Origin of the sequence: Ochrobactrum sp. C6C9 (assembly GCF_022627935.1) — a bacterium.
Taxonomy (GTDB): domain Bacteria; phylum Pseudomonadota; class Alphaproteobacteria; order Rhizobiales; family Rhizobiaceae; genus Brucella; species Brucella teleogrylli.
Map to the genome: position 1 here is coordinate 1 of NZ_JABXGB010000051.1, position 15,196 is coordinate 15,196.

Consider the following 15,196-nt stretch of genomic DNA (forward strand, 5'->3'; position numbering starts at 1 on the left):
GGGTGGAGCAGCCCGGTAGCTCGTCAGGCTCATAACCTGAAGGCCGCAGGTTCAAATCCTGCCCCCGCAACCAAACTTCCTAAATCACTTCCAAAACCAGATCGCACCGGCGGAAAAACTGCCCCGTCCTGAACACACTGTCACGTCTCCACCCTTGCATCATAACCTGAAGGCTGAGGAGGACAAGGAATTAATCCAGCGAATCAATTCCACGACGAACGGCGCTAGCCTGACTCCGCAACCAAATCATCACACCAAAAGCCCCGCATAAACAATGCGGGGCTTTTGGTGTTTTAAGGGGGAATAAAGGAAGGGGAGGGCAGCAGCGGTCGAGGATGTGAAGTTTTACCTTGTTAGACCGGTAAGAACCGCGATAAGCCGGTGATAGGTATCACACCTCAAGATGCATAATCTTATAGTTCTCCTTCCGATGGGGACCGGTTATGCCCTAATTGGACAAGCACTATGACCACGCATACCACCGGCCACGGCCTCAACGATCTTTCCTCGCTCATTCAGCAACTCTCGGACAAGGCGGAGCCGAATCTGATTGAGATTCGTCGCGATATCCACGCCCATCCGGAAACCGGTTTCGATGTGGAGCGGACGGCTGGTGTCGTAGCGCGCGAGCTGGAGCGTCTGGGCATTGAGCATCAGATGGGCGTGGGACGTACAGGTGTTGTCGGGTTGATCAAAGGTGGGCGCCCGGGGCCGACGCTGGTTATCCGCGCCGACATGGATGCGCTGCCCATCGAGGAGCAAACTGGCCTGCCTTTTGCCAGCACGCATCAGGGCAAGATGCATGCCTGCGGTCACGATCTACATACGGCGACGCTGATCGGCATAGGCAGCGTACTCAAGGAAATCGCGCCGCGTCTCAGTGGTAATGTGAAGTTGATGTTCCAGCCAGCCGAAGAAACGCTGGAAAGCGGCGCCCGCGCCATGATTGCAGACGGTATTCTGGATGGTGTTGATTATGCGCTCGGTTTTCATAACCAGCCTGAAGAACCAACCGGCACCTTCACTTTTGTAGAAGGCGTGGCCAACGGCTCGTCGGACGAGTTCGACATCACCGTTCATGCGGCTTCCGGCCATGCGGCGCGTCCGCATCAGGCGGTCGATCCGATTGTCGCGACGGCGCAGCTGATCAATCAGCTGCAGACCGTGGTGTCGCGGGAAGTCGACCCGATGCACACGGCTGTGCTGACCATCGGCTCGATCCATGGCGGAAACACGCATAATATCATCCCGGATGCGGTGACGCTGATGGGCACGGTTCGTTGTCAGGATGCCGCGACGCGCAATGTGGTCGAGGCCGCGGTGCGTCGCATCTGCGCCGGGCTTGAAGCCTCGATGCGGGTGCGCTGCGAAATCAATTATGTGCGTGGCGTGCCGTCAATGGTGTCCGATCCTTATTTGATCGAAACGACGGGCGCGGCCATTCGCGAACATTATGGCGATGTCTATTTCAAGCGCGGCGGCAGCCTCGGTTCTGAAGACTTCGCTCTGGTGGCTGAGAAGGTGCCGTCGTTCCAGCTGGGCATCGGTGCATCGCAGGAAGGCCGTAACGACAAGCTGCACAATTCCGATTATCAGCCCGACGAACGCTCCATTAAAAATGGTGTCGTTGCGCTTTCGCTGGCGGCGATCCGTATTCTTTCCTGATGCAAAAAAGGCGGCCATTTTGGCCGCCTTTTTCTTTTGAGATGAAGCGCGAGATCACGCGCACAGATATTTGCTCGACAAAGCATGGATGTGATTGGTGCCGATACCGCAGCAACCGCCGATAATGCCTGCGCCGTTCTTCACCCAGCGCTGCGCCCAGCTGCCATAGGCATCCGGATCGAGATCGGCGCGTACTTCCGTCACCGTCGCATTGGCTTCTTCGTCGCCCTGCTGGGATGGAAATGCATTGGCATAAACGCCAACCGGAATGTCCTTGCCGAGTTCATCGAAGACGTTCTTTGCTGCCAGAATGGCGGCGTCCATCACTTCCGGCATGGCGCAATTGAAAAGTAGCGCTTCTGCGCCGAGCTCGGCGGCAAGACGCGCACCTTCGGCTACGGTTTCGCCTGAACGAAGCTGGGCCTCGCCCATATCTTCCGGCGCAACATCATCGCGCAGCGTATAGGACACCCAGAGCGGCTTACCGGTGCCGCGCGTGGCTTCATGAGCGGCTTTCACTTCCGCGAGGCTGCTCTGGGTCTCAGCCAGCCAGAGATCGACTGATGGTGCAAGACCGTCAACCAGAACGCCGAGCAGTTCGCCCGCACGCGCCGGTTCGAACAGGTCCGGCTGGTAGGAGCCAAAAACCGGCGGCAGCGAACCTGCCACCTTCACGTCGCGGTCGGAGGCATCGGCGGCTTCGCGGGCAATCGTGCCGGAAAGGGCTGCAAGTTTGAGACCCTCGGCTGCAAAGCGCTCTTCGCCGATATGGAATGGCACCACGGCGTAGCTGTTGGTGGTGATGACGTCGGCACCGGCGGCAATATAACCGTCATGCACTTCACGCACGAATTGCGGGCCTTCGATCAAGGCAAGCGCCGACCACTCCGGCTGGCGGAACGGCGCGCCGACGCGCTCCAGCTCGCGGCCCATGCCGCCGTCGAGAATGATTGCCTTCTTGCTCATAATGTCGTGTCCTTTCAGAGATTATTCTGTGCCGTGCAGCTCTCGTCCGGCAATGATGCCGTCGAGCCAGCCGGGTTCCATTTGCGGAACGGAAGCCAAGAGCTTGCCGGTATAGTCATCGAAGGGCGGCGTTAGCACACTGGCCTTCGGGCCATAGCGCACCACCTGTCCGCGATGCATGACTGCAATGCTGTCGGCAATGGCGCGCACGATGGCCAGATCGTGTGTCACAAAGAGATAGGATGTACCGGTCTCGTTTTGCACCCTGCGCAAGAGATCGAGTATCCCTTCAGCCACTAGCGGATCGAGCGCCGAGGTCGGTTCGTCACAGAGCAACAGCTTTGGTCGTGCGGCAAGTGCACGCGCAATGCAGACGCGCTGCTTCTGGCCGCCGGAAAGTTCAGCCGGATAGCGCTCCAGAACGGCCTGCGGCAGCTCGATGCGATCCATCAGTTCGGCCGCGGCCTTGCGCCGGTCTGCGCGCCCCATGCCGAAATAGAACTGCAACGGGCGTCCGAGGATGTCGGCAATGGTGCGGCGGGGATTGAGCGCCAGATCGGGCAACTGGCTGATCATCTGGATATTGCGCAGCGTTTCCTTCGACCGGCCTTCAAGGCGCGGCGACAGAACGGCTCCGTCAAAGCGGATTTCACCGGCGATTGGCGGCAGAAGCCCGCAAACCACACGCGCCAGCGTCGATTTGCCGGAACCGGACTCGCCGACAATGGCGAGCGTACGGCCCTTTTCCAGCTCCAGCGAGATATCGCTCAGAACCGGATTGGCCGGGTCATAGGCAGCGCTGATCTTGCTGACGGTCAGGAGCGGTTCGGCGGTGAGCGGCTTGCCTTCCACTTCCTTCTGGCGCACGGCAACCAGCTGGCGCGTATAATCTTCGCGCGGCGCATCGAATATCTGGCGGACGGACCCCTGTTCGACCATGCGGCCATGGCGCAGCACCATGATGTCGTCGGCGATCTGGGCGACGACCGCAAGGTCGTGTGAGATATAAAGCGCCGCCGTGCCTGTGGTTTCGATGGCCTTCTTGATGGCGATGAGAACTTCGATCTGGGTGGTGACGTCGAGCGCCGTGGTCGGTTCGTCGAAAACCACCAGATCGGGCTTCGGGCAAAGCGCCATGGCGGTCATGGCGCGCTGCAACTGGCCGCCTGATACCTGATGCGGATAGCGCTCGCCGAAATGCTCCGGGTCGGGCAGGCCAAGCATGGCAAAGAGTTCTATAGCGCGCTTTCTGGCTTCCGCACGCTTCATCAGCCCGTGCCAGACCGTGGCTTCGATCACCTGATCGATCAGGCGATGGGCGGGGTTGAAGGCAGCGGCTGCCGATTGCGCCACATAGGCGACACGGCTGCCGCGCATGGCCTGCATGTCCTTGCGCGACAGCGACAGGATGTTGCTGCCGTCGAGCGTCACGGTCCCGCCAGTAATCTGCAAGCCGCCGCGTGCATGCCCAAGGGCTGCAAGACCGATGGTGGATTTTCCCGCGCCGGATTCTCCGATGAGACCAAGCACCCGGCCTTTGGCAAGGGTCAGATCGACCTTGTCGACGACAAGGCCATCATCGGAGCGGATTTCCAGACCGGTGATTTTAAGCAAGGGTTCAGCCATTATCCTGCGCACCTCGCTTCAGGCTCGATGTGCGCTGCAAGATCCAATCGACGACAAAATTGACGCTGATCGCCAGTGCCGCAATCGTGCCGCCGGGAATGAGCGCGGCGAAGACGCCGAACATCAATCCGTCCTTGTTGTCTTTCACCAGACTGCCCCAATCGGCCACCGGCGGCTGCACGCCAAGGCCGAGGAAGGAAAGGGTGGAGAGGAACAGGATTGCAAAGACGAAGCGCAGCCCGAATTCGGCCAGCAGTGGCGACAATGCATTGGGCAGAATTTCGTCGAAGATGATCCAGCCTTTGCTCTCGCCGCGCAGGCGGGCGATTTCCACATAGTCGAGCACGACCACGTCGGCGGCGATGGCGCGGCTGACCCGGAAAACGCGGGTTGCTTCCAGCACGGCCATGACGGCGATGAGCACGAACACGCTTTTCGGCAGAACGGCGAGTACCACCAGCGCGAAAATCAGCGTCGGGATCGCCATCAGCAGATCGTTGGTGCGCGACAAAAGCTGGTCCGGCCAGCCTTTGGAGAGCGCAGCAAGAAAGCCGAGCGGCACGCCGATTGCAAAGGCCACGATGGTCGAGGCGGCGGCAATCGACAGCGTTAGCCGCGTGCCCCAGATAACGCGGGACAGAAGGTCGCGACCAATATTGTCGGTGCCGAGAAGAGCTTGCGGCGAGGGGCCTTGCCAGACAGCGCCCACCACTTCCGAAATTGGATGCGGTGCCAGAAAATCTGCGAAAATGGCGACGAACAGGAAGAAGGCGATGCCGCCGAAACCGATGATCGCCAACAGGGCTGAGGATTGCTTGCGCTTTTTCATCGCGGGTGCCTCAGCCGTGGATTGGTCAGGATCACAATAACATCGGCGATGATGTTGAGGCCGATATAGACGGCGGCAAAGATCAGGCCACAGGCCTGCACCACCGGCACGTCACGCTTGGTAACGTGATCGACCATATATTGCCCCATGCCGGGATAAACGAAGATGACCTCGACCACCACGACGCCAACCACCAGATAGGCTAGGTTCAGCGCAATGACATTGATGACCGGCGACAGCGCATTGGGCAAAGCGTGTTTCAAAAGAATGCGCCAGCGCGGCAGGCCTTTCAGCTGCGCAGTCTCGATATAGGGCGACGACATGACGGACAAAAGCGAGGCGCGCGTCATCCGCACCATATGGCCGGTCACGGCGATCACCAGCGTCATGCAGGGCAGGGCAACAGCCGTCAGACGCTGCCAGCCGCTCATCGACGACGTGACGAGCGCGCTTGATGGCAGCAGGCCGAGCGAGATCGCCAGATAGGCGATCAGAATATAGGCTACGAAGAATTCCGGCAGCGATATGGTGGCAAGCGTTGCCACGGCAATGCCCCGGTCGATCACCGTGCCGGCATAGAGAACGGAAATCACGCCGAGCAGCAGCGCCAGCGGTATCGCGAACAGCGCCGACATGGCAGCAAGATAGAGCGTGTTCGACAGGCGCGGCGCGATGCTTTTGGCAATGTCCTGCCGGTTGGAATAGCTGCGACCGAGATCGCCTTGCACGGCATTGACCAGCCATTCGGAGTAACGCTGGATCGCCGGTCGCTCAAGGCCGAGTTCCTTGCGGATGTTTTCGACGGCCTGCGGGGTTGCCTGCTGGCCGAGCATGGCGGTTGCCACGTCGCCGGGCAGGATCTGCGTGCCCGCGAAAATGACCACTGAAATCGCCCAGAGCAACACGATACCGAGCAATATGCGCCGCACGATCAGCCCGAGAAGCGAGTTGCCGCGCAGAAAGCCACCGGAGCGTTTGCGTGAGGAAGGCCTATAGGCTCCCGCGACGGCGGCTTGCGCGTCGATATCGGGTCGCTCTGTCGGCATGTCTGTCATTCGTGGCTCAGTGTTGGGGCGTCTTTCTGCCCCGGAGAAAAGCTTGCGGCAAAAGGGGTCGCCCGGTTTTGGGACCTGCAACGTGTTAATGGTTCGCTGCGCCGCTGCCAAGCCCTGTTTGGGCTTCATTCTTATTTTCTATAAGTTTGCTTCCGGTTCGGAATGCGCCTCGAAGACGGGGAGGGCCTAAAAAGCAAAAATCCCGGACGAAGCCGGGATTTTGCGTGTGCCTTGCTGGAAACTGGAGCGGGCGAAGGGATTCGAACCCTCGACCCCAACCTTGGCAAGGTTGTGCTCTACCCCTGAGCTACACCCGCTCGCGCCAGTTTCGACCTGAAAGCGCTTCCGAAGGAAGTCGTTTCCGTCAGGCAGGCGGTATATGAACCAACGCTTTGCAGATTGCAACAGGCAAATCGAGCCTTTCGATGGAAAATTTTTCATCGCTGTGGATGAACGAAATCATGCTCCCAAACGGTGAGCGCCGAGGCGCGAAAAGCTGATTACCGATGCAAACAGTGCAAAGCCCGAAGCGATGAACAGGATATAGGGCGAGCCTTCCACGCCCCATTGCGCCAGCAGGAACGCCACGAAGGCAGCGCCCAGAGACTGGCCGAGCAGACGAGCGGTGCCGAGCATGCCGCTTGCAGCGCCGGAGCGCGCACGCGGCGTCGAGGTGATCATCATGCGGTTGTTCGGCGCCTGGAACAGACCGAAGCCGATGCCGCAAATGGCCATGCGCCAGCAAATATCGGCAATCGTCGGATGGGCGGGCAACATGCCAACCAGCGCCAGCCCGGCAGCAAAAGTGATGAGGCCGAGCAGCCCGAGTATCGCTGGGGAATATTTGTCCGAAAGCTTGCCGGATAAAGGTGCGACCAATGCCAGCGCAATCGGCCATGGCATCATGAGAAAGCCCACCTCAATCGGCTTGAAGCCGAACACGGTCTGAAACAGGAACGGCAGCGAGATGAAGGCCATCATCTGCGCGAGGAACGACATGATTGACGTGCAGATCGAGAGCGTGAACACCGGAATGCGCAACAGATCGAGCGGCAGCAGCGGGTCTGTAGTGCGCAACGAGCGGCGTGTCAGTAAAATGCCCGCCACGAGACAGGCCACGGCCTGCAGCACGACGACAGTTTGACTGACCTCGTTGCCAGCACTGTCGATGGTCGTGATCAGAAGGCCGATGGTCAGGGCGCTGAGGATGGCGCTGACGACATCGAACTTGCGCGCCGAGCGCTCATTTTCCGGCAGGGTTCGTAAGCCCATCGCGACCGCTGCGATGCCGAGCGGAATATTGATGACGAAGAGCCACGGCCAGGTCAGCGAGGACAGGATGACGCCTGCAAGCGTGGGGCCGATGGTCGAAGAAACCGCGACAAAGAGGGCGTTGAGACCGATGGCCGTACCGAATTTGGCCTGCGGAACGGTATAACGCAACAGCGCGGTATTGACGCTCATCAGCCCCGCCGCGCCCAGTCCTTGCACGATGCGCGCAAGAGTCAGCGTTTCCAGCGAGCGCGCGAAGACGCAAGCCACCGATGCGACGGTGAACAGCGACACGCCCGCCAGATAGATGCGGCGATAGCCGTAGATTTCGCCAAGCGCTGCCAGCGGCAACAGGCTGATAACGATGGCGAGCTGGTAGCCGTTAACGATCCAGATCGAGGCTGCGGGTCCGGCGGAAAAATCGGCGGCGATTGTCGGCAGCGCGACATTGGCAATGGTGCCGTCGATGACGGCAAGCGTCAAACCGACCATCAAGGTTGCCCATGCCCAATAGATTCTCGGCTTGGGCAATCCGTCCGGTGCGACGGACGTGCCTTGCTTGATGACGGTTTCGTGCTTCATGTCATTGACCAGTCTGAGGGATGGCGCCAACCTTAACCCGAAAGGGAAGGTGAGCAAGCTCTCTAACCCAAAAATGCCAGCCGAACATCGTTTTTGCCCGATAAATTCACCGGGTAACGCTATTGTGTGCCATTCGCTGGCGAAACCGGCAGGTTCATCACCCGCGGATAATGGCGGGGATTGAAGCTCAGATAGAGCGGGCAGATCGATGCGACCAGTACAAGATGCAGGATCCAGCCGGAAGCAAAGCCGCCGGTGATACTATGAAGAAGCGCGGTTGCGACGGGTCCAAGTGCTGCAATCAGAAAACCGCCGCCTTGCATCATGGCGGCCAGAGCGCCTGCTTCCTCCGGTTTCGGCAAATGGTCGAGCGAGGTGATCATCGCAAGCGCGAAGCTGCCGCCGAGGCCGGCACCACAGATCGCCGACCACAAGACCGGTGAGATATCCGGCGCAAAGGCAAGCCCGGCAAATCCCACAGCCTGCATTAAAAGGCTGAAAAGCAGCCATGGGCGGCGGTCGGTGCTGCGTCGTGCAAGCATGGGCAGGGCGAGGGCGCTCAAAGCCTGCGCAATCGCCATGGTCGCGACAAGGCTGCCCGTCGCCGAGGCTTCAAGCCCGAGTGTCTGATAATAAGGCGCAAGCCATGCAACCATTGAGGAATAGCCGGCATTGACGAGGCCGAATGCGGCCATCAGCGCCCAGGTGCGCGGACGCCGTAAAAGCGTGCCTGTAATGCCCGACTTCTGGCCTGCTGCTTTCGTTGTGCTCGGGGCCTCTTTCAGGATCGGCACGGCAGCGATCAAGGCAAGCACGGCAGGTATCGCCAACAAAGAGAGCGCATAGCGCCAATTGTGGGCGGCACCGGCAAACCATGGCGCCAATCGCGCACCCAGTGCACCCCCGCCCATGATAGTTGCGGAGTAAAGCCCGGTGATCGTGGCGATGGACGATGGAAATCTGGCCTTGATGAGACCGGGCATCAGCGCCTGTATCATGGCAACGCCAGCGCCGCAGAGAATGGCTGTGAATATCAGCGACAGGCCGTCCGGCACGATGCCGCGCAGCGCCGATCCGGCTGCGAGGATTGCGAGTGCTGCGAACATGCTTCGGCGCGTACCGAAAAGCGACTGGATGCGCGGCGTGACAAATGCGCCAAGCCCCATCAGCAGCATCGGCAGAAAAGTCAGGAGTGAAAGCGCACCGAACCCCATGCCGGTATCAGCGGCAATATCTGACAGAACCGGCCCCGGTCCCGTCAGGAAAGGCCGCAGGTTGAAACCGATCAGCGCGACGAGCGCGACAAGGGCAATGGGTGCGGTCCGGTTACCGCCGGTGCTGGCAGGGTTGTTCTGCATGATGAGACTTTACTGGGTGCCGGTCCGGTCCTGCCATGCGCGCAGCAGGCGTTCGCCTTCTTCCGACGGGCAATGTTCAAAGCGGATACCGGTCTGCGCGCTGACGGGCTTGGCCAGTTCAGCAGCGATTTTGGCGGTGGAAAGGCCATAGGATTCGGCCTGTTCGTTGGAATTGGCGAACAGGATCTTGTCCACGCCTGCCATGCGCATGGCGGCATAGCACATGGGGCAGGGCTGGCCACTGGCATAGACGGCGCAGCCGTCGAGACGTGGCGATTGCAGGGCCTTGCCCGCCGCGCGCAGCGCCAGCAATTCGGCATGGGCCGTTGGGTCGCAATCGGCCTGCATGCGGTTGACGCCGGTGGCAATGACGTCGCCGTCCTTGACCACCACGGCGCCGAACGGGCGTCCGCCCTGATCGACATTGTCGAATGCCAGCGCTATGGCCTGATCGAGAAAGATCCGGTCGGTGTTCATTTTGCACCTGCCTTTTCGAGAAGGGCGACCATCGGTGCATAGCCGCGCTGGCGCGCATGCTGCAATGGCGTCACGCCGTCCTTGTCGGCGATGTTTACATCGGCACCGGCATCGATCAACTGCTTGACGATTTCGACATGGCGCTCGCCGCCATCGGCCAGAATGATAGCCTCCAGCAAGGCGGTCCAATGGAGATTGTTGGCGTGATCGACTTTCACGCCCGCCGCAATCAGCGTGCGAACCGTCTCGACATGGCCACGTTCGGCTGCTGGGATGAGCGCCGTTCCGCCATAGCGGTTGGTGCTTGTCAGGTCGGCACCGTGCGCCAGTGTCAGTTTCAGGATTTCCAGATGGCCGCGCGCACCCGCATATAGATAGGGGCTGTCATTGATTGCGTCCTTGGCATTCACATTCGCGCCCGCCTCGATCAAAGCGCGTGCGACATCGATGTGATTGGCATGGGTGGCGGCGAGGAGGGCCGTTTCGCCATTCTTGCCGCGCACTTCAAGATCGGCTCCAGCCTTGATGGCGGCCTTTACGGCGGCGAGGTTGCCGGCGCTGGCTGCTTCGATAAGACCAGTTTCGGTTTGTGCGATGGCCTGATGGCCGGGCAAGGTGGGTTCGCTCATGACAATGGCTCCTGCAATCAATGCCAAGGCACTCAAGCTGAATAATGTTCGGCGCATTTACGGCTCCCTTGGTTGATCGTTTTCATACAGCTTGCCCGTTCTATTTGAAAATTAAATGTTGAACTGATATCCAGTGGATTTATGAATACTATCTTCAATCTCGATCTGATGCGGGCCTTTGTGGCTGTCGTCGATAGTCGCAGCTTCACGGTTGCGGCGCAGCAATTGCATTCGACGCAATCGACCATCAGCCAGAAGATATTGCGGCTGGAAGAGGCGGCGGGGCAGGCGCTGCTGGAGCGCGCACGCCGCGATGTGCGGCCCACCGATGCCGGGGAAAAGCTGCTCGGTTATGCGCGGCGCATGCTGCATCTCCATGACGAAGCCGCTGCCGCCATGACCGGCAGCGCGCTTGCGACGGTGTTTCGTCTGGGACTACCGGAAGATTTCGCATCGCGACTGGTCACGCCTGCCCTGGCGGCTTTCATGCGCGAGCATCCGAACATCAAGCTGGAAGTGACGAGCGGTCTCAGCCGCGACTTGCAGAAGGCTTTTGAAACGGGTGATTTCGATCTCGTCATGGTCAAGCAGAAGCGCGGCGAGACGGCAGGCAAAATGCGCTGGCCCGAACCTTTGACATGGCTGGAGAGTGCGGACTTTCCCGTGTCGTCAATGTCGCGGCTTGAGCCGCTGCCGCTAGTCGCCTTTCCGCCGAACGGGCTTTATCGCGGCGACATGATGGAGGCGCTCGACCGGATCGGCAGACCGTGGCATGTGGTTTTCACCAGCTCCAGTCTGGTGAGCATTCAAAGTGCTGTGGCGGAGGGGCTTGGCGTCAGCCTGTTGCCGATGCGCGTTATGCTGCCCGCCCACCGCGCCGTGCCGGAGCTTGCGGGCCTGCCTGCGGTCGAACCGATGGAAATCGTCATCCGGCACATGGATCACGGCCCCGAACAAATCCGGCAACTGGCAGGGATACTGGCCGAAACCGTCGAAAACTGATGATGACCGTTTGAAGAAAACGACCGGGCGTGCCAACCCGACGCAATTTATCCGGTCAGCATACCTTCCAGAAATTTTCAGTCGTCAACAGCCTGCAATCTTTTCAGAAAAGTCGTTGAAATTCGGATTGACCGATTTTGTATCCAGGATATAGTTTGCGAAAAGTTGGGAGGCTTTTCGATTGGCGGCTTATGAATGGCGTAGTCAGACCCGTTTGCTGGACGAAGTGGCAGAGGCGCTTCGGGAGCGAATCTATGCGGGCGTTTATGCGCCGGGCGCGATCCTCCGGCAGGAGCATATAGCCACCGAATTCGGCATCAGCCGCACGCCCTTGCGGGAAGCCTTGCGTGTTCTGGAGCGCGACGGGCTGGTCATCCATCTGCCGGGCAGGGGGGTGCGTGTCGCCTCCGCCGATCTCACCCGCCTGATTGATGCTTATGCCGTGCGCGAAGTGCTCGACGGTGTGGCTGCGCGTTTTGCCGCTGAACGGGCGAGCGATGCGGATATCGCCAGGCTGCGCACCCATGTCGCGGGTCAGTCGGCGGTGGTCGATCCGTGGGATGCCAAAGCCTATACCCAGTCCAATGTCGATTTTCATATGGCGGTGATGAACACGGCAGGTAATGCCTCGCTGATCGCCTTCGTGCCGTTGTTGCGCATGACATCGCAGGTTTTCGCGCCATCCTTTTCGCTATCGGTAGATCGTGCACGCGATGCAATCCGCGAACATGGCGCGATTGTTGAGGCCATTGCCGCGCGCGATGGCGAGCAGGCTGAGCGGCTGGCGCGGGCGCATATCCGCGCCACCACTGCAAGATTGGAGGCGGAACAGCCTCTTCGGGAGAATGAAGATGAAGCATGAGAACCAGACGGGAGGAGCGGGCTTGCTCCGTTACGGCAATTTTATCGCGGGTCAGTGGCAGGATGCCGCTGGCGGCGAGCATATCACCGTCAAGAACCCCTCCGATGGCAGCGATCTGGCGCTGATTGCGCGCGGCACCAAGGCCGATATCGATCAGGCTGTAGCAGCAGCCCGCAAGGCGCTTTCCGGCGACTGGGGCAAGCTGACCGCGACCGAGCGCGGTCGTGTACTGCATCGCATTTCGGAAGAAGTGCTGAAGAATATCGACCTCCTGACGGATCTGGAATCGAAGGATGTTGGCAAGCCGGTCGGCCAAGCCCGCGCCGACGTGGTGGCGCTGGCGCGTTATCTCGAATTCTACGGTGCATCCGCTGACAAGGTGCATGGCGATACGCTGCCCTATCAGAACGGCTTCACGGTTCTGTCGATCTATGAGCCGCACGGCGTCACGGGCCATATTATTCCGTGGAACTATCCGATGCAGATTCTGGGTCGCAGCCTTGGCGCAGCATTGGCCATGGGCAATGCCGCCGTGGTCAAGCCTGCCGAAGAAGCCTGCCTGACCATTCTCGAATTTGCGCGCATTGCCGAAAAGGCCGGTCTGCCGAAGGGCGCGCTCAATGTGGTGACCGGGCTTGGCGCGGAAGCGGGTGCAGCACTCTCCGAACATCCCGATGTCAACCACATCTCGTTCACGGGATCGGTGCGCACCGGTGAAGCGGTACAGGCCGCAGCAGCGAAGAACACTGTGCCGGTGACGCTGGAACTTGGCGGAAAATCGCCGCAGATCGTTTTCGCTGATGCCGATCTCGACCGCGCTTTGCCGTTTCTGGTCAATGCCGGCATTCAAAATGCCGGTCAGACCTGCTCGGCTTCGTCGCGCATCCTCGTTGAGCGCAGCATTTATGAAGATGTCGTCGCGCGCATGAGCGAACGCTATCGTGCGCTGAAGGTTGGCCCTGCAAGTGCTGACCCGTCGGTCGGCCCGGTGGTGTCGCAGCGCCAGAAGGCGATTGTCGAAAGCTATCTGGATCTCGCCAAGGAAAGCGGACTGGCCATTGCCGCGCAAGGCGTGCTGACCGAAGACGCGCCGGAAGGCGGGGCCTATGTGTTGCCGACGCTGATCCGCGACGTGCCTGCCGGTCATCGACTGGCGCAGGAGGAAATCTTTGGTCCGGTGCAGGTTATCCTGCCGTTCGATACCGAAGAGGAAGCCATCGCCATTGCCAATGGCACGTCCTACGGTCTCGTTTGCGGCATCTGGACCAAGGATGGCGGACGCCAGTTCCGCCTCGCCCATGCGATCCATTCGGGGCAGGTGTTCATTAACAATTACGGCGCTGGCGGCGGTATCGAACTGCCGTTCGGCGGCGTGAAGAAATCCGGCCATGGCCGCGAAAAAGGTTTTGAGGCGCTCTACGGGTTTGCCTCGCTGAAGACGATTTCCGTGTATCACGGTTAAGGAGAAGCATAGTGTCGCTTGAAGGTAAGGTCGCGCTCATTACAGGAGCAGGTTCGGGGTTTGGCGAAGGCATGGCGAAGCGCTTTGCTTCAGGCGGCGCAAAGGTCGTCATCGTCGACCGCGACAAGGCAGGCGCTGAGCGCGTCGCAGGCGAAATCGGCGATGCGGCGCTGGCCGTGGCTGCCGATATTTCCAAGGAAGCCGATGTTGATGCAGCGGTGGAAGCCGCGTTTTCGAAATTCGGCAAGGTCGATATTCTCATCAATAATGCCGGTATTGGCCACAAGCCGCAAAATGCCGAACTGGTAGAGCCGGACGAGTTCGACCGCATTCTCGGCGTCAATGTGCGCGGCGTCTATCTGATGACGCGCAAGCTCATTCCGCATTTCAAGGGCAATGGCGAAGGCGTCATTTTGAACGTCGCTTCGACGGGTGCTGGTCGCCCGCGCCCGAATCTCGCCTGGTACAATGCCACAAAGGGCTGGGTCGTTTCGGTCACGAAGGCGCTCGCCATCGAGCTTGCACCGTCAAAAATCCGCGTTGTGGCACTGAACCCGGTTGCCGGTGAAACGCCGCTGCTCACCACGTTCATGGGTGAGGACACCGAGGAAATCCGCAAGAAATTCCGCGATTCCATCCCGATGGGCCGCCTGTTGAAACCCGACGATCTGGCTGAAGCGGCGGCTTTCCTTTGCTCGCCCGCTGCCTCTATGATTACCGGGGTTGCGCTCGACGTGGATGGCGGGCGCTCGATTTAAATCCAGAAAGGTTGTAGGGGAACCATGGGTAAACTGTTTAAAGCCGGGCTTATAACGGCTGCAATGCTGGCATCGATCAACGGTGCCTTTGCAAAAGATACGCTGGTGGTCGGCGAAGTGCTGGAGCCTCCGGGGCTGGACCCGACCGCCAATGCCGCCGCCGGTATCCGGCAGGTTACCTATGCCAACCTTTATGAGGGTCTGGTGCGCATTGTCGAGGATGGCACGGTGAAGCCGCTTCTGGCTGAAAGCTGGACCGTCTCCGACGACAAGAAAACCTATACGTTCAAGCTGCGTCAGGGCGTGAAGTTCCATGACGGCACGCCGTTCGACTGCTCGGTGGTAAAATTCTCCTATGAGCGCGCCGTCGCTCCGGATTCCACCAATGCGCAGAAGGGCCTGTTTGCGCCGATTGAAAGCACGCAATGTCCCGATCCGGCGACCGCCGTTGTGACGCTGAAGCGCCCGACCTCGAACTTCCTGTTCAATATGGGCTGGGGCGACGCGGTGATGGTCGCGCCGAATTCGGCTGGCGACAACAAGACCAAGCCGGTCGGCACCGGTCCTTTCAAGTTCAAGCGCTGGGTGCAGGGCGACCGCGTCGAGCTGGAGCGTAATGCGGATTACTGGGGCGAGCCTGCAAAGCTCTCCGC

At 60.0% G+C, this 15,196-nt stretch carries 14 protein-coding genes and 1 tRNA gene; 6 read left to right on the plus strand and 9 right to left on the minus strand.

What is annotated here, in order from left to right:
• Positions 1-465 precede the first annotated feature (465 nt).
• Positions 466-1,665, plus strand: a complete 1,200-nt coding sequence (locus HWD97_RS22790; protein WP_109369702.1) for a M20 family metallopeptidase — start codon at positions 466-468, stop codon at positions 1,663-1,665.
• Positions 1,666-1,719: 54 nt separating this feature from the next.
• Here the strand turns inward: HWD97_RS22790 and HWD97_RS22795 are convergent, their stop codons facing one another.
• The 9 genes from HWD97_RS22795 to HWD97_RS22835 all read right to left on the minus strand — a co-directional run bounded on the left by HWD97_RS22795 (position 1,720) and on the right by HWD97_RS22835 (position 10,459).
• On the minus strand, positions 1,720-2,631 hold the full coding sequence (locus HWD97_RS22795) for a homocysteine S-methyltransferase family protein (RefSeq protein WP_109369701.1): 912 nt from the start codon (positions 2,629-2,631) through the stop codon (positions 1,720-1,722).
• A 21-nt stretch (positions 2,632-2,652) separates the two neighbouring features.
• Positions 2,653-4,257, minus strand: a complete 1,605-nt coding sequence (locus HWD97_RS22800) for an ABC transporter ATP-binding protein (RefSeq protein ID WP_109369700.1) — start codon at positions 4,255-4,257, stop codon at positions 2,653-2,655.
• The gene (locus tag HWD97_RS22805; protein ID WP_371835679.1) at positions 4,250-5,086 is read right to left on the minus strand and encodes an ABC transporter permease; all 837 of its coding nucleotides are present in this window, start codon (positions 5,084-5,086) and stop codon (positions 4,250-4,252) included. Before HWD97_RS22805 ends, HWD97_RS22800 begins: the two co-directional genes overlap by 8 nt.
• Positions 5,083-6,132: an ABC transporter permease gene (locus HWD97_RS22810; protein WP_109370303.1), complete on the minus strand. Its 1,050-nt coding sequence runs from the start codon at positions 6,130-6,132 to the stop codon at positions 5,083-5,085. Before HWD97_RS22810 ends, HWD97_RS22805 begins: the two co-directional genes overlap by 4 nt.
• Before the next feature lie 251 nt (positions 6,133-6,383).
• A tRNA-Gly gene (locus HWD97_RS22815) sits at positions 6,384-6,458 on the minus strand.
• Between the two features lie 142 nt (positions 6,459-6,600).
• The gene (locus HWD97_RS22820; protein ID WP_109369698.1) at positions 6,601-7,995 is read right to left on the minus strand and encodes an MFS transporter; all 1,395 of its coding nucleotides are present in this window, start codon (positions 7,993-7,995) and stop codon (positions 6,601-6,603) included.
• A gap of 119 nt (positions 7,996-8,114) precedes the next feature.
• Positions 8,115-9,353 (minus strand): cyanate transporter, encoded by a 1,239-nt coding sequence (locus HWD97_RS22825; RefSeq protein ID WP_109369697.1) that lies wholly within the window; start codon positions 9,351-9,353, stop codon positions 8,115-8,117.
• A 9-nt stretch (positions 9,354-9,362) separates the two neighbouring features.
• Positions 9,363-9,830 carry a nucleoside deaminase gene (locus tag HWD97_RS22830; RefSeq protein ID WP_109369696.1) on the minus strand — a complete coding sequence of 156 codons (468 nt, stop codon included), beginning with the start codon at positions 9,828-9,830 and terminating at the stop codon, positions 9,363-9,365.
• Positions 9,827-10,459, minus strand: coding sequence for an ankyrin repeat domain-containing protein (locus tag HWD97_RS22835; protein WP_371835680.1), 633 nt, complete (start codon positions 10,457-10,459; stop codon positions 9,827-9,829). Before HWD97_RS22835 ends, HWD97_RS22830 begins: the two co-directional genes overlap by 4 nt.
• A gap of 141 nt (positions 10,460-10,600) precedes the next feature.
• Between HWD97_RS22835 and HWD97_RS22840 the strand changes: the two genes are divergently transcribed.
• From HWD97_RS22840 to HWD97_RS22860, 5 genes are all read left to right on the plus strand, one after another.
• On the plus strand, positions 10,601-11,461 hold the full coding sequence (locus tag HWD97_RS22840; protein ID WP_109369694.1) for a LysR family transcriptional regulator: 861 nt from the start codon (positions 10,601-10,603) through the stop codon (positions 11,459-11,461).
• Positions 11,462-11,642: 181 nt separating this feature from the next.
• A complete protein-coding gene (locus HWD97_RS22845; protein WP_105542576.1) occupies positions 11,643-12,323 on the plus strand; it encodes a GntR family transcriptional regulator in 681 nt (226 codons plus the stop codon).
• Positions 12,313-13,785: an aldehyde dehydrogenase family protein gene (locus HWD97_RS22850; RefSeq protein WP_109369693.1), complete on the plus strand. Its 1,473-nt coding sequence runs from the start codon at positions 12,313-12,315 to the stop codon at positions 13,783-13,785. The genes HWD97_RS22845 and HWD97_RS22850 overlap by 11 nt, the downstream gene beginning before the upstream one ends.
• Before the next feature lie 11 nt (positions 13,786-13,796).
• Complete coding sequence (locus HWD97_RS22855; RefSeq protein WP_121538871.1) at positions 13,797-14,543, plus strand: SDR family oxidoreductase; 747 nt, start codon at positions 13,797-13,799, stop codon at positions 14,541-14,543.
• Positions 14,544-14,567: 24 nt separating this feature from the next.
• Positions 14,568-15,196 (plus strand): ABC transporter substrate-binding protein (locus HWD97_RS22860; protein ID WP_371835681.1); only part of this gene is annotated, 629 nt, incomplete at its 3' end.